Origin of the sequence: Pseudomonas sp. HY7a-MNA-CIBAN-0227 (genome assembly GCF_040310325.1) — a bacterium.
Classification (GTDB): domain Bacteria; phylum Pseudomonadota; class Gammaproteobacteria; order Pseudomonadales; family Pseudomonadaceae; genus Aquipseudomonas.
In genome coordinates, this window is sequence record NZ_JBEOPT010000008.1 from 193196 (window position 1) to 213381 (window position 20186).

Consider the following 20186-nt stretch of genomic DNA (forward strand, 5'->3'; position numbering starts at 1 on the left):
TTGCAAGTTTCAAGCTACAAGCGGCAAGTCAAAGCGATGCGGCTTTTGACTTGCCGCTTGTAGCTGGCAGCTTCCCGCTGCCTTATCAGCTTTTTGTTGAAAACCGATAACCGGTGCCGCGCACGGTTTGTACCAGATTCTCGTAGGACTCGCCCAAGGCTTTGCGCAGGCGGCGAATATGCACGTCGACGGTGCGTTCTTCCACGTACACGTTGCCGCCCCAGACCTGATCCAGCAGTTGCCCGCGGGTGTAGGCACGCTCCTGGTGGGTCATGAAAAATTGCAGCAGACGGTATTCGGTGGGGCCCATCTCGGCAGGTTTGCCATCGATGGTGACGCGGTGGCTGATGGGGTCCAGCAACAGGCCGCCAACTTCGATAGGCGCTTCGCCATCGGTGGGCCCGGCGCGGCGCAATACGGCTTTCAGGCGGGCGACCAACTCCCGTGGGGAAAACGGCTTGGTGATGTAGTCATCGGCGCCGACCTCCAGGCCCTGGATCTTGTTGTCCTCTTCGCCCTTGGCAGTGAGCATGATGATTGGGATATCCCCGGTCAGCTCATCGCGCTTGAGGCGCCGGGCCAGCTCGATGCCAGAAGTGCCGGGCAGCATCCAGTCCAGCAAAATCAGGTCTGGCTTGCGGTCGACGATAATGGCATGGGCCTGCTGGGAGTTCTCCGCCTCCAGGCAGTCATAGCCGGCCATTTCCAACGCAACGGCGATCATTTCGCGAATAGGCGCTTCGTCGTCAACGATCAGAATGCTCCTGCCAACCATGCTAAGTCCTCTTGTCATTTAACTGTCTTGCGCCGCATTAGATAACGGAATTATTGCAGTCGTGTGACAGTATTTTAGTAGCCTGCGCAATCGGCGCTGTCCTGAACTACGCTTTGGGTCCGAATCCTGACAACTACAAAAGGAAGGTTCCGATGACTCACAGTACTTTTTCCTGGAAAGTCCTGCTGGTAACGACGGCGTTAACGCTGCCGACACTGGCGTTTGCGGCTGATCCGGCGATGACCAAAGACGGGATGTTGGTGGATCACGAGGGCATGACGCTCTACACCTTCGCCAAGGATGCCGACGGCAAGTCCATGTGCAATGACAAGTGCGCTACCAACTGGCCACCGCTGATGGCTGAATCCACCGACAAACCCATGGGCAAATGGACCGTGATCACCCGTGACGACCAAAAGAGCCAATGGGCCTACAGCGGCAAGCCGCTCTACACCTTCGTCATGGATAAAGCGGCCGGTGACAAGACGGGTGATGGCAAAATGGATGGGGCGTGGAAAGTCGCCAAACCTTAATCCACGTCGCCCTTGAGATCATCGCGGGCTCGCCCGCGATGGTGTCGGCCCAGACACCACACATCCAGCGGGGCTCAACGAAACCCGTAATCCGCCACAATCCCGACAAAAATCGCCAACCCTGCCCAGTGGTTGTGCAAAAACGCCTTGAAGCACTTCAGCCGGTCCCGGTCACGGGTGTACCAAAACTCCCAGGCAAAGCACGCCGCCGCTGCCGCCAGTCCCAAGTGGAACCAGCCACCCAACTCAAAGCGCGACCCCGCCAGCAGCAGGCAAACCAGCGCCAGTCCCTGCAAGGTCAGGATGATCACCCGGTCGGCGTCGCCAAACAGAATGGCTGTGGATTTGACCCCGATTTTCAAGTCGTCTTCACGATCGGTCATGGCGTAGTAGGTATCGTAACCCACGGTCCACAACAGGTTGGCGATGTACAGCAACCAGGCGGTGGCCGGCAGGCTGCCGGTCTCGGCGGTGAACGCCATTGGCATGCCCCAGGAAAATGCCGCGCCCAGCACCACTTGCGGGTAATAGGTATAGCGCTTCATGAAGGGGTAACTGGCGGCCAACGCCAGGCCGCCCAACGACAGCCAGATAGTCATGGAGTTGGTCAGCAGCACCAGCAGGAAACTGAGGGTCATCAGTACCGCAAAGAACACCAGCGCCTCTTTCGAACTGATCTTGCCGCTCACCAGTGGCCGCTGTTCGGTGCGTTTCACATGGCCGTCGACCTTGCGGTCGGCCCAGTCATTGATCACGCAACCGCCGGCCCTGGTCAGCACCACGCCGAGGACGAAAATCACGATATTGGTCAGGGACGGCGAACCCTTACCGGCAATCCATAGCGCCCAAAGGGTCGGCCACAGCAGCAGGTAGATGCCGATAGGCTTGTCCATACGGGTCAGTTGAATAAAGTCCCAGGCCCTGGGGTTCAGGCGGTTCAAGGATTTGAGCAGACGCTGGTACATCAGCAATTCTCCGGGTGTTGGTGCACCGCCTGCCACAGGCTCGGCAGGAAGATTTCGGCCACCAGCACGCTCAGCGGCCCGCGATCAAAGCGCGAGCGGCGCGCCCACAGTGCACTGGCTTGCGCGGCCTGCGGCAGCCATTCCCGTGGGTACTGGCAGACCTCAATGGCCTGGCGCGTAAACGCCTGGTCACAGAACAGCAATTCCCCCAGCGAGCGGCTGCCCAACGCATCCATGTTCAAACCGCCATCCTGCAAGGCGCTGCGGGCCGCCACGCTGCGGGCGAACACCCAGGCCTGGCCGTGGCCGCGCAAATACACCTCGCGCACCCAGCCAATGCTTGAGGGAGGCAGGTCGAGGGCGGCGCATTCGTCGTCTCGCAGCGGCTGCCAGCCTTCGAGCAACGGCGTCACGCTGAAAGCGTCATTGGACAGGCGCGTCAGGCGCCGCGTCAGCGAGCCTTCATCGAATAGCCAGTCGAGGGCGGGCGGTGCGGGCAGGGGGCTTAGAAGGCTCTGGGTCAGCCATTGGCAAGCATCGGGAAGGGTGATTGAGTGCGGCACAGTGGGTCAGTATTGGCAGCAAAAGAGGCGGTGAGCTTACCATGGCGCCCCGGACTTTTGCCGGGCGCCGCCGGGGCCACGCGTCGAACATGCTTGCATCTGTGCGTCCCGATCAGTACAAAACGCCCTGAGCCGCACGGCAAGGCTGGATCTATAGACTGTCGGCCAACAAGCCTGGACCCTGAGGAAGCGAGTAATGAAGAAGTGGCAATGTGTAGTCTGCGGCCTGATCTACAACGAAGCGGACGGTTGGCCGGATGACGGAATCGCCCCAGGCACCCTGTGGCAGGACGTGCCCGAAGACTGGCTGTGCCCGGACTGCGGCGTCGGCAAAATGGATTTCGAAATGATCGAAATCGGCTAACTCTTTGAATTTAAGAAACGATTTTAAAAAAACGTATTACAAGGAGAAAGGAATGAGCGCACCTGTCGTCATCGTCGGTACGGGTTTGGCCGGTTACAACCTGGCCCGGGAGTTTCGCAAGCTCGATAGCGAAACCCCGCTGTTGCTGATTACCGCCGACGACGGGCGTTCCTACTCCAAGCCCATGCTCTCCACCGGCTTTGGCAGGAACAAGGAAGCCGATGGCCTGAGCATGGCCGAACCAGGGGCCATGGCCGAGCAACTCAAGGCCGAAGTGCGCACCCATACGCGCATCAGCGGCATCGACCCCGGCCACAAGCGCCTGTGGATCGGCGAGGAAGCGGTGGCCTATCGCGACCTGATCCTCGCCTGGGGTGCGCAAACCGTGCGGGTGCCGGTGCAAGGCGACGCCTCGGAGCTGATTTTCCCGATCAACGACCTTGAAGATTACGCCCGCTTTCGCGCGGCGGCAGCCGGCAAGCGCCGGGTCTTGCTGCTGGGTGCCGGCCTGATAGGCTGCGAATTTGCCAACGACCTGATCCTCGGCGGTTACGAAATCGACCTGGTGGCACCCTGCGAGCAGGTCATGCCGACGCTGCTGCACCCGGCGGCAGCTGCAGCGGTCCAGGTTGGGTTGGAAGGCCTCGGTGCGCGTTTCCACCTGGGGCCGGTGCTCAATCGCCTGCAACGCAACGCGGAAGGCCTGGAAGCCCACCTATCCGATGGCGAAGTGATCCAGTGTGACTTGGTTGTGTCCGCCATCGGCCTGCGCCCGCGTGTAGACCTAGCCGCCGCAGCCGGCTTGCAGACCAACCGTGGGATCATGGTCGACCGTCATCTCAAGACCTCCCACGCCAATATTTACGCCCTGGGCGACTGCGCCGAGGTCGATGGCCTAAACTTGCTCTACGTGATGCCGCTGATGAGCTGCGCCCGTGCCCTGGCCCAAACGCTGGCGGGCAACGCCACGGCAGTCAATTACGGCCCGATGCCGGTCACCGTGAAAACCCCGGTCTGCCCGCTGGTGGTATCGCCACCACCACGGGGCACCGAAGGCGTCTGGAGCGTCGAGGGGCAGGGCGCCGATATCAAGGCATTGTGCCGCGATGCCAGTGGTCGCTTGCTCGGCTACGCCCTGACCGGCACTGCCGTTATGGAAAAACTGGCGCTGAACAAGGAGCTTCCGCCGTTGCTGGCGTAAATACCGGTCGTTCTGTCGGAATAAGCACGCTTTTGCCCGTAGAAAGGTCGCCGCGAGACTGGCGCAGGCTCCGATGGCATGCCATTCTCACTCCCGTCTGCCGCAGAGTAGAGCCTGCGGCGCCTTGGGCGCTGCTCCGTCAGAGAGCGGCACGGACATAACAACAAAAAACCGTCAAAGAGGCTTCACTTATGCGTAAACCAGAACTTGCAGCCGCTATTGCTGAAAAAGCTGATCTCACCAAAGAACAAGCCAACCGCGTACTCAACGCCGTTCTTGAAGAAATCACTGGCGCCCTGCATCGCAAGGACAGCGTCACCCTGGTCGGCTTCGGCACCTTCCTGCAGCGCCACCGCGGCGCCCGCACCGGCAAAAACCCGCAAACCGGCGAGCCGGTGAAAATCAAGGCGAGTAATACCGTGGCGTTCAAGCCAGGTAAATTCTTGAAAGACAGCGTCAATCCTTAAGTAGCGAAGTACGCGCGCCGCACATAGCGAGCGTGGAATGAAAAATGGGCACGCCGACTGGGTCGGGTGCCCATTTTTTGTGGGGCAGTGTATTCCCCTTTAAATGAAACCTAGCTGATTGGGCACCGATTCCTTGCCCTAACGTCTGAGCAAAGTTGTTGCTATAAGCGGTAAACGCAAGCCGATCTCCTGCTAACGCGGGAGATCGGTAGCGTTCTGCGCGCAAATCGTTAAACTGCTGCGGCCACCCAATAATTACACTGAGGCCGTGTGCATGAAATTTCGTTTTCTTCTGTGGATGCTGGGCCTGTTGATGGGCAAAGCTAGCCGCAACAATCCTGCGTTCCAGCAACAGCTGGGTGACAAGGACCTGGCGTTTCAGCTGCAGACCCTCGACGGCAAGGTTGCCCGTCACTTCATCGTCAAGAACCAGCGCATCACCAGCCGTTCGGGTGTTCACCCCGAGCCTGCGTTCGCTATCGTCTTTAAAGATGCCGCCTATGGTTTCGCCACGATGCAGGCGAAGAACAAGCAACTGGCGTTCATGACGGGCATTCAGGACAAGTCGATCCAGATCAAGGGCAACCCGGCACTGGTGATGTGGTTCCAGGGGTTGACCAAGTATTTGAAGCCGAAGAAAAAGCCGAAGGCATAAACAGAGTCGGAGCAGCTCCATGTGGCGAGCGGGCAAGCCCGCTCGCCACAACAAGCTCTTTGCCCAAGAGGCTGTTTAGCCCTAGCTGAACTGCGAAGCCAATTCGCGCAACAACACTTCCGCATCCAACACCTTGCTCACCACATCCTCTGCCTTGTCCCGGGCCAGGCCCAGGCGCTCCAGCAGTTCGTCCGGGATTTCTTCATCCGGCCCGGACCCAATGCCTCGACTGCGCAGCAGGCGCACGGCCAGGCACACCAGGTTCGGGTATTCGGCGTATTGGCCGTCGTAGGTTGGATCGTGCTGGAAGCGCAGGGCTGTGGATAACTCGTCCGGCATATCCCAGTAGCGCATCAGCCAGGCGCCGATCTGTTCGCGGCTGATCCCCAGCAGGTGCTGCTCGATGTAGCTGTGGCACAGGTGCGGGTTGACCTCCAGGTGCCGGCAGATTAGCGAGAAGTGCGGCGGGAAGACGTGGGCCAGCAACAGGTAACCAAAGTTGTGCAACAGACCCGCCAGGTAAGTCAGGCCTGCTTCCGGGCGTTGGGCGCGGGGCATGGCGCGGGTCAGGCCTTCGATTACCGCAGCGGTGTAGATCGACTGATGCCAGTACGGCGTTGCGTGTTGCGGGTGGTCTTTGGGCAGGCTCAAGGTCTTGCCCAAGGCCAGGCCGAGGGCCAGGTTGATTACCAGATCAAAGCCAAGCACGCGGACGATGGCGTCTTCCACCGAACGAATCTTGCCCGGCGAGGCGTAGTACGGCGACGCCGCCCAGCTCACTACTTGCGCGGCCAGGGCCGGATCGGTTTCCACCACGCCGGTGATGTCGTCGATGGTGGCGTTGGGGTCTACCCGCAGCTTGATGATTTTCTGCGCCGTGTCGGCCAGGGGTGGAATCTCGATGGTCTCTTCCAGGCGTTGCTGGATGCGCCGGGCGGTGAAGGCCTGTACCGCCTGGGTGATTTCTTGGCGGTCGTCGTTCGGTCGGTCAAGGTTAGGCTGGATGCTGCTCAGGGGCTCGCCGAAGTTGGCGGCGCTGGCTTTGGTCAACATGCTCTTGAAGGCTTCGCTGGAGATTTGCAGCAACACACCGGCCTCGCCCGAGTGAACCAGCAAGGTTGGTTCGCGCAGCAGGCTTTCTTCATACAGGCACGGCGAGCTGGTCAGCGGCGGCAGGCCAGGCAACAGGCTCAGGCTGTGCTTGCCGAGCATGCGCTCAAGGCGTTCCTGAGACACAGCGGTGAGTCTGCGACCTGTCAATTCAGTGAGGCGATTGAGGTCCAGCAACTGGCTCTGGGGAAACAGCACCATCAGCGCGCCCACGGCATCATCGAGCAGCACTGCTTGAACCTTTCGTGCAGGGTTCAGGCCAGGCTGTTCGGCGACTTCCGTGTAGCTGATGGCGAGTTTTGCGAGCAGAGCCCGAATGACCGAAGGTGCGGTCGGCGGGGCTGTGGCGAGGGCAACTTCTGGCATGGCCTGATCCAATTTCCTACAGTCATCGGAGTATAACCAGCTTGATGCGGGTGAGGGTCGACTAAGTGATTGTGCCGTCACACTTGGCCGTATTGCTGCCCATGCCTTAACCAGCGATCGAGCAACGGGCTGACGTGTTGCGGCCAGCGCTCCAGCAGCGCCTGGGCGGCGTCCCGTACGGCAGGCAGCAAGTCGGCATCGCGCATCAGGTCGGCGACCTTGAATTGCAGCAGGCCGGTCTGGCGGGTGCCGAGCATCTCGCCGGGGCCGCGCAGTTCGAGGTCTTTTTCGGCGATCACGAAACCGTCGTTGGTTTCGCGCATGATTCCCAGGCGTTGGCGGCCGATCTGCGATAACGGTGGGTGGTATAGCAGCACGCAGTGGCTGGCGGCGCTACCCCGGCCGACGCGACCGCGCAACTGGTGCAACTGCGCCAGGCCCAGGCGCTCGGGATTTTCGATGATCATCAGGCTGGCGTTGGGCACGTCGACACCGACTTCAATCACGGTGGTCGCCACGAGCAACTGCAGGTGTCCAGCCTTGAATTCGGCCATCACCGCGGCTTTTTCCACCGGCTTCATGCGCCCGTGAATCAGCCCGACCTTGAGCTCGCCCAAGGCGCTGGTGAGGTCTGCGTAGGTGGTTTCGGCGGCCTGGCAGGTGAGCTCTTCCGACTCCTCGATCAGTGTGCACACCCAATAGGCCTGACGCCCTTGCGCGCAGGCGTCGCGTACCCGTTCGATGACTTCGACGCGGCGGCTGTCGGTGATCAGCACCGTATTGACTGGAGTTCGGCCTGGCGGCAGTTCGTCGAGAATCGAGGTGTCGAGGTCGGCATAGGCGCTCATGGCCAGGGTGCGCGGGATCGGCGTGGCGGTCATGATCAACTGGTGCGGGCTCATCCGTCCACCCGCGCCCTTTTGGCGCAGCGCCAGGCGCTGCTGCACGCCGAAGCGGTGTTGTTCGTCGATGATCACCAGGGCCAGGTTCTTGAATTTCACCTCATCCTGGAACAGTGCGTGGGTACCGACCACCATGGGTGCACCGGCTGCGACCTGCTCCAGAGCCGTTGCACGGTTCTTGCCTTTGAGCTTGCCCGCCAGCCACGCCACTTCCAGGCCCAGGGGTTCGAGCCAGCGCTTGAAGGTGATGAAGTGCTGCTCGGCAAGGATCTCAGTGGGCGCCATCAGCGCCACCTGATAACCGGCCTCCAGGGCTTGTAGTGCAGCGAGGGCGGCGACCACGGTCTTGCCGGAGCCTACGTCACCTTGGATCAGGCGCAGCATCGGTTCTTTCTGGCTGAGGTCGTAGGCGATCTCATTGCCGACCCGATGTTGGGCACCGGTGGGCGCAAAGCCCAGGTTGGCCAGGTATTGCGCCGGCAGCCGGGTGGCTTTTGGCATTGCTGGCGCGCGCAGAGAGCGCATGCTCTCGCGCAGGCGTTGCTGGGACAGTTGGTGAGTCAACAGCTCTTCGAACGCCAGGCGATGCTGGGCCCAGTGATGACCGAGGGCCAGTTCGTCGACGTCAGCGTCGGCCGGCGGATGGTGCAGGTAACGAATGGCGTCATCCAGCGGCGCTAATTGGTAATCCCGCGCCAGTTCCTCGGGCAGCCAGTCGGGCAAGCTTTTGGGGCCGAGCAGGGTCAGGGTTTGCTGGCATAGCTGGCGCAGACGCTGTTGGGTCAGGCCTTCGGTGAGCGGGTAGATCGGCGTAAGAGTCTGGTCCACCGGCGGTGGTTCGTCGCCAGTAATGGCGCGGTATTCCGGGTGGTAGATTTCCAGCCCCGAGGCACCGGGGCGGGCTTCGCCGTAGCAGCGTACGCGGGTGCCGCGCTTGAGGCCTTCTTTCTGGGCGTTGCTGAAATGGTAGAAGCGCAGGCTCAGGCCGCCGGTGCCATCTTGCAGGCGTACCACCAAGCTACGGCGCTTGCCCATCACCACATCGGCACCGCTGACGGTGCCTTCGATGACCGCGTCCTGCCCAGGGCGCAAATGGCCGATGGGCACCACGCGGGTACGATCCTGATAGCGCAGGGGCAGGTGGAACAGTACGTCCTGGAGGTTTTCCAGGCCGACCTTGGCCAGTTTTTCGGCCATGGCTTCACCGACACCCTTGAGTGCCGTCACTGACACCTGCGACAACTCGGTCATACGGCCCTTAGCTCGCAGCGGGCGGCTTGGCCACCGAACACAGGCGGATCGAGTCGGCGAGGATTTCAATGGCTTTCGGGCGCGGGAAGCTGGCGCGCCAGGCAATCGCCACGGTGCGGAACGGCACCGGCGGCGTCAGTGGGCGCACGGCAATCACGCCGGGGGCGTAGTGATGGCTGTCCACCGCTGACAGCGGCAGGATCGAAATGCCCAGGCCGGACGCCACCATATGGCGGATGGTTTCCAGGGAGCTTGATTCCACGGTGGTGTGCTTGGCGCCGTCGTTGCCTTTGGTCAGGGTCGGGCAGGCTTCCAGTACCTGGTCGCGGAAGCAATGGCCTTCGCCCAACAGCAGCAGGCTCTTGTCGTTGAGCAGGGCGGCGTCGATGGTGTCTTTTTGCGTCCATGGGTGGGACGCCGGCATCAGCACGTAGAACGGCTCATCGTAGAGCGGGAGGGTCAGCACGTCCGACTCGTTGAACGGCAGGGCGATAATGATCGCGTCCAGTTCGCCGTTGCGCAGTTTGTCGCGCAGCACGTGGGTGAAGTTTTCTTCGATATACAAAGGCATCTGCGGCGCGACGCGGTGCAGTTGCGGAATCAGGTGCGGGAACAGGTAGGGGCCGACAGTATAGATTGCGCCGACTTTCAGCGGTGCTGTCAGCTGGTTTTTGCCGGCCTGTGCCAGTTCGCGAATGCTTTGGGCTTGCTCCAGAACCTTCTGGGCCTGGGCGACGATGCCTTCGCCGACCGGGGTCAGGCGCACGGCGCTTTTGCTGCGCTCGAAAATCAGCACACCGAGTTCGTCTTCAAGCTTTTTCACACCCACCGACAAGGTCGGCTGGCTGACATGGCAACGCTCGGCCGCGTGGCCGAAGTGCTGCTCTTGGGCGAGGGTTACGATGTAGCGTAATTCTGTAAGAGTCATAGCGGGCGTCCATGAGGTTGCGGACCAAGCATACCGGCTGCAATCGATAGACGCACGTTATGTAGTAGCCAGCTTGTTCGCGAAGAACGTAATAACCCCGCGGGGTAGCAGATACCCCGCGTTGTTGTTACCTGCGACGTTTCTCGATGTTGTAGACAAACGGAGCAACGATTTCGATGCTGCCGTTTTTCAACATGTCGGCAGGTGGCTTGGGCAGCGGCTGGGCACGACGGATCATGTCCAGGGTGGCGCGGTCCAGGTCGGCGTTGCCGGAGCGGCCCACCAGCTCATAGGACAACACCTTGCCTTCGGCATCGACCACGAAACGCAAGCGGTTCAAGCCTTCTTTGCCCCGTGACTGGGCGCCTGGCGGGTACTTCTTGTACTTCGCCAAGTGGCCGAGCAAGGTGCTTTCCCAGGTAGCCTTGGCAGCAGTCTGCTGCGGTGACGGGCCGGGTTGAGGTTGAGCCGATTTTTCCGTAGGCGCGTTGTTCTGAGGGCTCTCGCTCGGCGGGTCTTCGGAAGGTTTTTCCTTGGGCGGCTCGGGCTTCTTCTCAGGCTTGGGTGGTTGTGGTTTTGGCTTGGGCTTGACCGGCTTGGGTACCGAAATCGTTGGTTTCGGTGCTTCGGCCAGCTTCGGCAATAGCAGCTCTTCCACCGGCGCAGGCGGTTGCGGCGGCGTCACCACCTTCGGCGGGGCCGGAGGGGGTGGCGCCGGCATCGGTGCCAGGTCGATGACCATGGCGGCCGGTGGCAGCTGGACCGTATGTGGCGCCGACCACTGGAGCGCGATGATAATCGCGACGGCGTGGACGCCCAGCACGACGGCGAGGCTTGTGCCATAACGCGTCAGTTTGTGGCGCGTCGTGATCATTTCTTGGCTGCCGTCTCAAGTCCGACCAGGCCTACCTTGAGGTAGCCGGCTGCCCGTAGGGCATCCATCACGTGCATCAGGTCGCCATAGTCCACGCCTTTGTCGGCCTGGAAGAAGATGGTCGTGTCTTTCTTGCCCTGGGTCTTGGCGTCGAGCACAGCGCCCAGGGTTTCGGATTTGACTTCTTCTTCGCCCAGGAACAGGCGCTGGTCGGCCTTGACGCTGAGGAACACCGGTTTCTCTGGCCGTGGCGCAGGTTTCGCGCTGGAGGCGGGGAGGTCAACCTTGATGTCCACCGTGGCCAAGGGTGCTGCCACCATGAAGATGATCAGCAGCACCAGCATCACGTCGATAAACGGCGTGACGTTGATTTCGTGGTTCTCGACGAGTTCGTCGTCGCCTTGATTCAAATGCAGGCCCATGGCCGATTACCCCACTTTCACCATGTGCGGTTGCGAGCTGCGCTCGGTAGGCTGGTGATCGAGGTCACGGCTTACCAGCAACAGGACTTCTGCCGACGCATCCGACACCTGAGCCTTGTATCCGGCGATCGAGCGGGCGAAGACGTTGTAGATCACCACCGCAGGAATCGCCGCCACCAGGCCCAGGGCCGTTGCCAACAGGGCTTCGGCGATGCCGGGAGCAACCACAGCGAGGTTGGTAGTCTGGGTTTTGGCGATGCCGATAAAGCTGTTCATGATGCCCCACACGGTACCGAACAGGCCGACGAAAGGCGCGGTGGAACCGATGGTGGCGAGGACGCCAGTACCGTTGCTCATGTTGCGACCGCAAGCTGCAACCAGGCGCTCAAGACGGAAGCTCACACGCTCCTTGATACCTTCTTTTTCGCGGCTGTTGGCCGACAGGCGCATCTCTTCCAGTGCGTCGTGGACCAGCAGGTGTGCCAGGGTGCCCTTTTTCGCCGCGCTTTCGCTGGCTTCCTTAAGGGTGGTGGCTTTCTTCAGGTTGACGATTTCAGTGCGAAGGCGGCGTTTGGCGCCCAGCAGTTCGAAGCCCTTGGCGATCCAGATGGTCCAGGTGATGATCGAGGCGATGGCCAGGCCGATCATCACGATCTTCACGATGATGTCGGCGTTCTGGTACATGCCCCAAGGCGACAGGTCATGGGCCATGCCCAGGGTGTTGTCTTCTTCCAGCACAACGCCGGTTTCGTCATCCGGAGCAACGCCGTCGGCTGCGACCGGGTCGGTGGCCGCAGGTGCGGCAGCCGGAGCGCCAGGCGCTGCTGCGTTGTGTTCTGGTGCTGGAGCCACCGCTGCCGGCGCGGTGGTAGCTGGCTGGGCAGCCGGGGCGGCTGCATCGGCGAACGCAGCGGTCGGTGCCAGCAGAACGCTGAACAGCACCGCAGCGATCGCACGCGAGAAGCGGGATGGACTGTGAGGCTTGGTTGGCGAAGCGGGGATTTTATTGCGCGTCATGCTGGCCGGACCTGAGAGAAAAAATGAGTGGTTGTCCTGCCAGACCGGAGCGGAGCGGGTCGAGGACAAATGGGTGGTTATTATTGCAAGTAATTCTTGTTAACAAAAGTAATACAGTTACTTTATTTCTCAGTTTGCTAGCCGCTGGTCGTCTGTGAAGGCTAATCTTGACCATTTAAGAATGGAGTTTTGTGATGTCTGCGCCTTCTGTTGTGATTGCCGGTTGTGGCGATGTTGGTAGCCGCCTGGCCACCCAATTGCTGGCCTCGGGGTGGGAGGTTCATGGCCTGCGGCGTGATATTTCACGCCTGCCTGAAGGGGTGATCGGCATTGCCGGTGATCTGTTCATTGAAGACTGCCCGGACACCTGGCCAGTGGGCGGGGTGGATTACCTGGTGTATTGCGCGGCTGCTACCGATCACGATGAGGCAGGCTATCGCGCCGCTTATGTTCAAGGGTTGCAACATGTGCTCGATTGGCTGAAAGATTATGGCCAGGAGCCCAAGCATCTGTTGTTCGTCTCCAGCAGCAGTGTCTACGGGCAGCAGAACGGTGAGTGGGTCGATGAAAACTCGCAGACTCAGGCAGGCGGCTACTCGGGCCAGGTCATGCTGGAGGCTGAACAGGTCGCGCTGAAGAGCGGCGTCCCGGCCAGCGTAGTGCGCTTGACCGGCATTTACGGCCCAGGTCGCGAATGGTTGTTAAGCCAGGTGCGCCAGGGTTACCGCGTGGCGATTGATCCACCCTTGTACGGCAACCGAATACACGTCGATGACGCGGCGGGCCTGTTGGCCTTTCTGTTAAGGCATGTGGAGCAGGGTGGTTCGCTGGATGACTGCTATATCGGCGTCGACGATGCGCCTGCGCCATTAGCTGAAGTGGTGGGCTGGTTGCGTGAGTACCTGGGCGTCACTGAGTGGGCCGAGGATGCCAGCGTGCGCCGTGCCGGCAGCAAGCAGTGCAGCAACGCACGGGCCAAGGCGTTGGGCTGGGTGCCGACTTATCCAAGTTATCGCGAAGGGTATGCGGCGATTCTTGAGGGCGGGCGCTGAGTGTCAGCCAAAGAAAAAGGAGCCTCGGGCTCCTTTTTTTCATTGCTTTTCCAGCAACCACTGCCGCGACCCTGGAGTAAACGAAGGCACTTCGTCAGCCTGAGAAGTATTGATGGCCTGGAAGATCTCCAGTTGCGCACCTTTACGGGCAAAAATCCACGGGTTGCCCTGGCCGCCTTGTTGCAGCCAGATGCTGTCGTAGCCGCCGCTCATGGAGGCGCAATCGCCAGCCAGGCACAGCGAGTACTGGTCTGCTCCTGGCAAACCGGTCACTTGGCCGCTGGCTTGAAATTGCACGGTGGCGCCTTGGCCGTCGCCACTGGTGATTTTCCAGGTGCCGCCCATATAGGCCGAGTACAAGGCTCGTTCAAAGTTGGCGCCCAAGGGTGCACCTTCGGGGGCGGGGTCCTGGGAGCGATCGAATAGTTGCTCCGGCTCGTTGTCGTTGGCGACTTGCAACAGTTGTTTGCCATCGCGCTTGAGCTCGGTGGTGGAGCTGCCATAAAAATCAACACTCCAGGCGCCGGACTTTTCGCCCAGCAGCTTGCCTTCAGGGCGTTCAAAACCATTGAAGTAGCGCGCCTGGTTGGCCTTGGTGTTGACCTCCCATTCGAGGTTCGGACCATAGGCCTGCAAGGCTTCACGCAAAGGGCCGCCCTTGGACGCTGTATCAATGGCGACTTGGTTGATCCAGGTGCCGCTGACATCAAGGTCGGCAGGATTGCTGGCGCAACCGCTGAGCAGCAGGGCAAGCAATGAAGAGGCAACGAGCGCTTTGCGCATTACAAAATCCTTTCAAAACGAAGTCGGCGCAACCGTCTTTTTATAGAGAAGAAGAGCTGCGCCGGGTGTTTTACTCGATGACCAAAATCGCGTCCATCTCAACCTGTGCGCCCTTTGGCAGAGCGGCAACGCCGATGGCGGCGCGGGCTGGGTACGGTTGTTCGAAGTACTTGCCCATGATCTCGTTGACCTTGGCGAAGTGGCTCAGGTCGGTGAGGAAGATGTTCAGCTTGACGATGTCCTTGAACGAACCGCCAGCGGCTTCGGCGACCGACTTGAGGTTTTCGAAGACTTGTACCGTCTGGGCTTCGAAGCCTTCAACCAGTTCCATGGTTTTTGGGTCCAGGGGAATCTGGCCGGACATGTAAACGGTGTTGCCTGCCTTGATCGCCTGGGAATAAGTGCCGATGGCTGCAGGTGCCTTGTCGCTGGTAATTACTGTCTTGGTCATGAATGACTCCTTGTAATGGGTGGGCTACGCACGCATGCGAGTGATGCGGATGACTCCGGTCAGGGCACGCAGTTTCTTGATCACGCGGGCCAGGTGCACGCGGTCGTGCACGCTGACCACCAGTTGGACCACGCTGATGCGACCATCGCGCTCGTCCATGCTGATTTTCTCGATATTGCCGTCGGCTGCGTTGACGCTGCTGGCCAGCAGGGCGATCAGGCCGCGCTGGTGTTCCAGCTCGACCCGCAGCTCGACGTTGAATTCGCCGGTGACATCCTTGGCCCAGGACAGCTGGATGCATTTTTCCGGGTTGTGGCGGATTTCGCTGATATTGCGGCAGTTATCCAAGTGCACGACCATGCCTTTCCCCGCGGACAAGTGGCCGACAATGGGGTCCCCCGGAATCGGCGTGCAGCACTTGGCGTAGCTGAGCACCAGGCCTTCGGTGCCGCGAATTGCCAGTGGGCCTTCGGGACTTGGCAGCTGTTCGCCTTCGCCCAGCAGGCGGCGGGCGACTACATAGGCCATGCGATTGCCCAGGCCGATATCTTCAAGCAGGTCTTCGATCAGTTCCTGGCGGTACTCGTGGAGCATCGCCTGTATGCGCTCTGCCGGGATTTTTTCCAGGGAGCTGCCAAAGCCGTTGAGCACCTTGTTCAGCAGGCGTTCGCCCAGGCTGATGGACTCGGAACGACGCTGCAGCTTCAGGGCATGGCGAATATGGGTGCGCGCTTTGCCGGTAACCACGAAGTTGAGCCAGGCCGGGTTTGGGCGTGCGCCGGGTGCGCTGACGATTTCCACCGTGGAGCCGCTTTGCAGCGGTTCTGACAGCGGGGCCAGGCGGCGGTTGATCCGGCAGGCAATGCAGCTGTTGCCCACGTCGGTGTGCACCGCATAGGCGAAGTCGACCGCAGTGGAGCCTTTTGGCAGCTCCATGATCCGGCCTTTGGGCGTGAAGACGTAGACCTCGTCCGGGAACAGGTCGATCTTCACGCTTTCGATAAATTCCAGGGAGTTGCCGGCGCGTTGCTGCATTTCCAGTACGCCCTTGACCCACTGGCGGGCGCGGGCATGAGTGCCCTTGGGCTGCTCGTCGCCGCTGGATTTGTACAGCCAATGGGCGGCGATGCCGTTGTTGGCCATCTCTTCCATTTCCCGAGTGCGGATCTGGATCTCGATCGGAACCCCGTGCATGCCGAACAGCGTGGTATGCAGCGACTGATAGCCGTTGGCCTTGGGAATGGCAATGTAATCCTTGAAACGTCCCGGCAGGGGTTTGTACAAATTATGTACAGCACCCAGTACGCGGTAGCAGGTATCGACCTTGTCGACGATAATCCTAAACGCGTAGACGTCCATGATCTCGTTGAAGGCTCGACGCTTGCCGCGCATCTTCTTGTAGATGCCGTAGATGTGTTTCTGCCGGCCGCTGACTTCGCCTTCGATCTCGTCGATCGCCAGGCAATGGCTCAGGGACTCTTCGATCTTGTTGACGATTTCCTTGCGATTGCCCCTGGCGCGCTTGACTGCCTGGTAGATGCGCGCGGAACGCATTGGGTACATCGCCTTGAAGCCGAGGTCTTCGAATTCGATACGAATGGCATGCATGCCCAGCCGGTTGGCGATGGGCGCGTAGATTTCCAGGGTTTCCTTGGCGATACGCCGGCGTTTTTCACCGGACAGCACTTCCAGCGTGCGCATGTTGTGCAGCCGGTCAGCCAGCTTGACCAGGATTACCCGGATATCCCGAGCCATGGCCATGGCCATCTTCTGGAAATTTTCCGCCTGGGCTTCGGCCTTGGTCTCGAAATTCATCTGGGTCAGTTTGCTGACCCCGTCGACCAACTCGGCCACGGTTTCGCCAAATTGCGCACTGAGCGCTTCCTTGGCAATACCGGTGTCTTCGATCACGTCATGCAGCATCGCAGCCATCAGGCTCTGATGGTCCATGTGCATGTCGGCAAGAATATTGGCCACCGCAAGAGGATGGGTGACATACGCCTCGCCGCTGCGCCGGCGTTGGCCGTCGTGGGCTTGTTCGGCGTAGAAATACGCTCGGCGGACCAGGTTGACCTGGTCTGGGCCGAGGTAGGTCGATAAGCGATCGGCGAGGGCGTCTATGCTCGGCAAAGGAATGACTCCTGCCGCAAGCGTTGACCCCGCGCCGTGCTGCGCCGACCTGGCATAGGCTTAGACGGCCTCGTTGGACTCGTCCTCGAACGCGAACAGTGGTTCGTCTTCAACGATTTCGGCGTTGGCGATGAACTCGTAGCTCATCAGGCCAGCCGCGATTTCGCGCAGGGCCACAACGGTAGGCTTGTCGTTTTCCCACTGCACTAGGGGCTCTTTGCCGCCAGTGGCCAGTTGACGGGCACGCTTGGTAGAGAGCATGACCAGTTCAAAGCGGTTTTCCACGTGGTCTAGGCAGTCTTCAACGGTTACGCGGGCCATGGTATTCCTCGGAGCGAATGCAATATGCGCGCTGCCCGGTTGGGCGAGCGGACTGAACAGTTTAAAAAATCACCAGCGTTTAGGGAAGCGCTGATTTTCACCGGCCATCGCAAACGCGCTGCAAGTGCCAATGTAAGGCCCTTGCAGCGGCTTTGGGAAGAGCCTGTCAGCCGAGCAATTCGGCCAATAATTTGCCAAAACGTTGTTGCTGGCGTTTTTGCTGGAGCTGATTGGCACGAAAAATCGACTTCAGGTCCTCCAGTGCGTGGGCAAAATCGTCGTTGATGATCAGGTAGTCGTAGTCGACGTAGTGGCTCATTTCGCTGACGGCTTCGCGCATGCGGCCTTCGATGATCTCGTCGCTGTCCTGGCCGCGATTGGTCAGGCGCTGGTGCAAGGCTTCAAGAGACGGCGGCAAAATGAAGATCGAGCGGGCTTTGGGCATCAGTTGACGCACTTGCTCGGCACCCTGCCAATCGATTTCCAGGATCAGGTCGTGGCCTTCGTCCAGGGTCTGCTGCAAGTGGCTTTGCGAGGTGCCATAGAGGTTGCCAAATACTTCGGCACGCTCCAGGAAGTCACCGTGTTCGATCATCTTCACGAACTCGCTGCGTTCGACGAAGTGATAGTTCACCCCGTTTGCCTCGCCAGGGCGCATGGCGCGGGTGGTGTGGGAGACCGAGACACGGATCTCCTGATCAGTGTCGGTCAGGGCCTTGACCAGGCTGCTCTTGCCCGCGCCCGAAGGGGCGGAAATGATGTACAGGGTGCCGGTGCTGTGGGTCATGTCGGGGTAGCCTTACTCAATATTCTGTACTTGTTCGCGCATTTGCTCGATCAACACTTTGAGGTTGACCGCAGCGGTGGTGCTGCGCGGATCGAAGGCCTTGGAGCCTAGTGTATTGGCTTCGCGGTTGAGTTCCTGCATCAGGAAGTCCAGGCGCCGACCAGCGGCACCGGCGGACTTGAGCACGCGGCGAACTTCCACGATGTGGGTGCTCAGGCGGTCGAGCTCTTCGGCGACGTCGCTCTTTTGCGCCAGCAGGACCATTTCCTGCTCCAGGCGCACCGGATCAAGTTCGGCCTGCATGTCGGCGAAGCGGTCGAGGACCTTCTGGCGCTGGGTGGCAAGCATCTGCGGCACCAGCTCGCGCAGGATGACTACGTCTTCTTCTATGGAGGTCAGGCGCTCGTTGATCAGCCGGGCCAGTTCGGTGCCTTCGCGCTCGCGGCCGGCCTTGAGTTCCTTAAGGCCTTGGGTGAATAGGGCCAGGGCTTCAGCGTTCAGGGCTTGTGGGTCGGTGGCGTCAGCCACCAGCACGCCGGGCCAGGCCAGGACTTCCAGGGGGTTCAACGCGGCGGGTTGCTTGATCAGGCTGGCGATGGTTTCGGCGGCGGCTACCAGTTGTGCGGCCCGTTCGCGGTCGACCTGCAGCGGCTTGCCGGTAGTCTCCTCGGTAAAGTGCAGGGTGCATTCGAGCTTGCCACGGGACAGGCCCTGGCGCAGCGCTTCGCGGACCGCGCCTTCGAGATCGCGAAAGGACTCCGGCAAGCGCAGGTGCGGTTCCAGGTAGCGGCTGTTGACCGAACGCAGCTCCCAGCTCAGGGTGCCCTGGACGCCGGCTTTTTCGACGCGGGCAAAGGCGGTCATGCTGTGCACTATGGAGGTACCTCGCGATGCAGTCCCGCAAACCGTGGGGTAGGGCGGGCTGATGGGTGAATTGAAGCCGACAGGCTGCGAAGGCGCAGGATTGTAGCGCAACGCAACGAGCGGCCCCAAACGCTGGCTGTGACAAAGGGTTGAAGGCACGCTTCAGAGCGCTTCTTGGTAACCGGATTTTTTAGAACTGCCCAGGCGCGGCTGGCGGCTCTATAATGCTCGGCAGTTTTTCGTCCTCCGTACAGGTGTTCCCCTATGAAACGTCCAAGTGGTCGCGCTGCCGATCAGCTCCGCTCGATCCGCATCACCCGCAACTACACCAAACACGCCGAGGGATCTGTACTGGTCGAGTTTGGCGATACCAAGGTTATCTGCACCGTTAGTGTCGAAAATGGCGTACCGCGCTTCCTCAAGGGCCAGGGCCAGGGTTGGTTGACCGCCGAATACGGCATGCTGCCGCGCGCCACTGGCGAGCGTAACCAGCGTGAAGCCAGCCGCGGCAAGCAAGGCGGCCGCACCCTGGAAATCCAGCGCCTGATCGGGCGTTCCCTGCGTGCGGCGCTGGACATGACCAAGCTGGGCGACGTCACCCTGTACGTCGATTGCGACGTGATCCAGGCCGACGGCGGCACCCGTACCGCGTCCATCACCGGTGCGATGGTTGCTCTGGTCGATGCCTTGAAAGTGATCAAGAAGCGCGGCGGCCTGAAAGGCGGCGATCCACTCAAGCAGATGATTGCTGCAGTTTCTGTAGGCATGTACCAGGGCGAGCCTGTGCTGGACCTGGACTATCTTGAAGATTCGGCTGCCGAAACCGACCTCAACGTGGTGATGACCAATTCCGGTGGTTTCATCGAAGTCCAGGGCACGGCCGAAGGCGCGCCATTCCAGCCAGCCGAGTTGAACGCCATGCTGGCATTAGCCCAGAAAGGCATGACCGAACTGTTCGAACTGCAGAACGCCGCTCTGGCTGACTAAGCAGCGCCCAAGGAGGCAAGGCCATGAGTGACAGTCAGCTTCCACAGCCAACACCGAGCCAGGAAGTTCGCCAGTGGGCGATGTTCTGTCACTTCGCGGCGTTTCTGGGGATGTGGTTTCCGTTCGGTAACCTGCTGGGACCGTTGATTCTGTGGCAGGTCAAGCGTGAGATGGACCCGTTCATCGACGCCCAGGGCAAGGAAGCGTTGAACTTCCAGATCACCGTGGCCATTGCTTCGGCGATTTGCTACCTGCTGATGTTCGTGCTGATTGGCTTTGCGCTGCTGGCGTTGGTATTGATCGGTGCGCTGGTACTGACCATTATTGGTGGGATCAAGGCCAACCAGGGGATTCCCTATCGGTATCCGTTTACCTGGCGGATTGTTAAATAGGCGCCCACAAAAAACAAAAAAGCCGA

Annotated in this window: 23 protein-coding genes; 8 read left to right on the plus strand and 15 right to left on the minus strand. The window is 60.5% G+C overall.

The genetic code is table 11. From position 1 onward, the window contains the following. Positions 1 to 85: 85 nt before the first annotated feature. Positions 86 to 775 carry a phosphate regulon transcriptional regulator PhoB gene (gene phoB, locus AAEZ06_RS15670; protein ID WP_133100722.1) on the minus strand — a complete coding sequence of 230 codons (690 nt, stop codon included), beginning with the start codon at positions 773 to 775 and terminating at the stop codon, positions 86 to 88. A 152-nt stretch (positions 776 to 927) separates the two neighbouring features. On the opposite strand from phoB, the gene AAEZ06_RS15675 reads away from it, so the two are divergent. Then, positions 928 to 1308, plus strand: a complete 381-nt coding sequence (locus AAEZ06_RS15675) for a COG4315 family predicted lipoprotein (protein WP_149412553.1) — start codon at positions 928 to 930, stop codon at positions 1306 to 1308. 74 nt (positions 1309 to 1382) lie between these two features. Here AAEZ06_RS15675 and ubiA read toward each other — a convergent pair whose 3' ends face one another. Both ubiA and AAEZ06_RS15685 read right to left on the minus strand, forming a co-directional pair. Beyond that, positions 1383 to 2273, minus strand: coding sequence for a 4-hydroxybenzoate octaprenyltransferase (gene ubiA, locus AAEZ06_RS15680; protein WP_149412554.1), 891 nt, complete (start codon positions 2271 to 2273; stop codon positions 1383 to 1385). Then, positions 2273 to 2836, minus strand: coding sequence for a chorismate--pyruvate lyase family protein (locus AAEZ06_RS15685; RefSeq protein WP_149412555.1), 564 nt, complete (start codon positions 2834 to 2836; stop codon positions 2273 to 2275). The genes ubiA and AAEZ06_RS15685 overlap by 1 nt, the downstream gene beginning before the upstream one ends. Positions 2837 to 3032: 196 nt before the next feature. Between AAEZ06_RS15685 and AAEZ06_RS15690 the strand changes: the two genes are divergently transcribed. The 4 genes from AAEZ06_RS15690 (at position 3033) to AAEZ06_RS15705 (ending at position 5523) form a co-directional block, all read left to right on the plus strand. Next, the gene (locus tag AAEZ06_RS15690) at positions 3033 to 3200 is read left to right on the plus strand and encodes a rubredoxin (protein ID WP_032856748.1); all 168 of its coding nucleotides are present in this window, start codon (positions 3033 to 3035) and stop codon (positions 3198 to 3200) included. A 52-nt stretch (positions 3201 to 3252) separates the two neighbouring features. After that, positions 3253 to 4401, plus strand: a complete 1149-nt coding sequence (locus AAEZ06_RS15695) for an NAD(P)/FAD-dependent oxidoreductase (protein ID WP_149412556.1) — start codon at positions 3253 to 3255, stop codon at positions 4399 to 4401. Between the two features lie 191 nt (positions 4402 to 4592). Continuing rightward, positions 4593 to 4868, plus strand: coding sequence for an HU family DNA-binding protein (locus AAEZ06_RS15700; RefSeq protein ID WP_003177201.1), 276 nt, complete (start codon positions 4593 to 4595; stop codon positions 4866 to 4868). Positions 4869 to 5142: 274 nt separating this feature from the next. Beyond that, complete coding sequence (locus tag AAEZ06_RS15705; protein ID WP_350615131.1) at positions 5143 to 5523, plus strand: helicase; 381 nt, start codon at positions 5143 to 5145, stop codon at positions 5521 to 5523. Between the two features lie 81 nt (positions 5524 to 5604). Here AAEZ06_RS15705 and AAEZ06_RS15710 read toward each other — a convergent pair whose 3' ends face one another. The 6 genes from AAEZ06_RS15710 to exbB all read right to left on the minus strand — a co-directional run bounded on the left by AAEZ06_RS15710 (position 5605) and on the right by exbB (position 12393). Continuing rightward, positions 5605 to 6999, minus strand: coding sequence for an aminoacyl-tRNA deacylase and HDOD domain-containing protein (locus AAEZ06_RS15710; RefSeq protein WP_350615133.1), 1395 nt, complete (start codon positions 6997 to 6999; stop codon positions 5605 to 5607). A gap of 77 nt (positions 7000 to 7076) precedes the next feature. Continuing rightward, positions 7077 to 9152: an ATP-dependent DNA helicase RecG gene (gene recG, locus AAEZ06_RS15715; RefSeq protein ID WP_149412559.1), complete on the minus strand. Its 2076-nt coding sequence runs from the start codon at positions 9150 to 9152 to the stop codon at positions 7077 to 7079. Between the two features lie 7 nt (positions 9153 to 9159). Beyond that, entirely contained in the window at positions 9160 to 10080 is a 921-nt protein-coding gene (locus tag AAEZ06_RS15720; protein ID WP_149412560.1) for a hydrogen peroxide-inducible genes activator, read from the minus strand. 127 nt (positions 10081 to 10207) lie between these two features. After that, positions 10208 to 10954 carry an energy transducer TonB family protein gene (locus tag AAEZ06_RS15725; protein ID WP_133100756.1) on the minus strand — a complete coding sequence of 249 codons (747 nt, stop codon included), beginning with the start codon at positions 10952 to 10954 and terminating at the stop codon, positions 10208 to 10210. Beyond that, positions 10951 to 11376: a TonB system transport protein ExbD gene (gene exbD, locus AAEZ06_RS15730; protein WP_133100757.1), complete on the minus strand. Its 426-nt coding sequence runs from the start codon at positions 11374 to 11376 to the stop codon at positions 10951 to 10953. Before exbD ends, AAEZ06_RS15725 begins: the two co-directional genes overlap by 4 nt. 6 nt (positions 11377 to 11382) lie before the next feature. Next, the gene (gene exbB, locus AAEZ06_RS15735) at positions 11383 to 12393 is read right to left on the minus strand and encodes a tonB-system energizer ExbB (protein WP_149412561.1); all 1011 of its coding nucleotides are present in this window, start codon (positions 12391 to 12393) and stop codon (positions 11383 to 11385) included. A gap of 194 nt (positions 12394 to 12587) precedes the next feature. Between exbB and AAEZ06_RS15740 the strand changes: the two genes are divergently transcribed. Continuing rightward, a complete protein-coding gene (locus AAEZ06_RS15740) occupies positions 12588 to 13445 on the plus strand; it encodes an SDR family oxidoreductase (RefSeq protein ID WP_350615136.1) in 858 nt (285 codons plus the stop codon). A gap of 39 nt (positions 13446 to 13484) precedes the next feature. Here AAEZ06_RS15740 and AAEZ06_RS15745 read toward each other — a convergent pair whose 3' ends face one another. The 6 genes from AAEZ06_RS15745 to AAEZ06_RS15770 form a co-directional block, all read right to left on the minus strand. Continuing rightward, a complete protein-coding gene (locus AAEZ06_RS15745) occupies positions 13485 to 14228 on the minus strand; it encodes a hypothetical protein (RefSeq protein WP_149412563.1) in 744 nt (247 codons plus the stop codon). Positions 14229 to 14298: 70 nt separating this feature from the next. Beyond that, positions 14299 to 14679, minus strand: coding sequence for a deaminase RidA (gene ridA, locus AAEZ06_RS15750; RefSeq protein ID WP_003176922.1), 381 nt, complete (start codon positions 14677 to 14679; stop codon positions 14299 to 14301). Between the two features lie 24 nt (positions 14680 to 14703). Further along, on the minus strand, positions 14704 to 16809 hold the full coding sequence (gene spoT, locus AAEZ06_RS15755) for a bifunctional GTP diphosphokinase/guanosine-3',5'-bis pyrophosphate 3'-pyrophosphohydrolase (protein WP_149412564.1): 2106 nt from the start codon (positions 16807 to 16809) through the stop codon (positions 14704 to 14706). Between the two features lie 60 nt (positions 16810 to 16869). Further along, positions 16870 to 17130, minus strand: a complete 261-nt coding sequence (gene rpoZ / locus AAEZ06_RS15760) for a DNA-directed RNA polymerase subunit omega (RefSeq protein WP_133100762.1) — start codon at positions 17128 to 17130, stop codon at positions 16870 to 16872. Positions 17131 to 17296: 166 nt separating this feature from the next. Beyond that, a complete protein-coding gene (gene gmk / locus AAEZ06_RS15765; RefSeq protein ID WP_149412565.1) occupies positions 17297 to 17917 on the minus strand; it encodes a guanylate kinase in 621 nt (206 codons plus the stop codon). 12 nt (positions 17918 to 17929) lie between these two features. After that, complete coding sequence (locus tag AAEZ06_RS15770; RefSeq protein WP_149412594.1) at positions 17930 to 18793, minus strand: YicC/YloC family endoribonuclease; 864 nt, start codon at positions 18791 to 18793, stop codon at positions 17930 to 17932. 252 nt (positions 18794 to 19045) lie between these two features. Between AAEZ06_RS15770 and rph the strand changes: the two genes are divergently transcribed. Together rph and AAEZ06_RS15780 are read left to right on the plus strand one after the other, a co-directional pair. Continuing rightward, positions 19046 to 19768: a ribonuclease PH gene (rph, locus tag AAEZ06_RS15775; protein ID WP_149412566.1), complete on the plus strand. Its 723-nt coding sequence runs from the start codon at positions 19046 to 19048 to the stop codon at positions 19766 to 19768. Positions 19769 to 19791: 23 nt separating this feature from the next. Then, positions 19792 to 20160, plus strand: a complete 369-nt coding sequence (locus tag AAEZ06_RS15780; protein WP_149412567.1) for a DUF4870 domain-containing protein — start codon at positions 19792 to 19794, stop codon at positions 20158 to 20160. Positions 20161 to 20186: the final 26 nt, after the last annotated feature.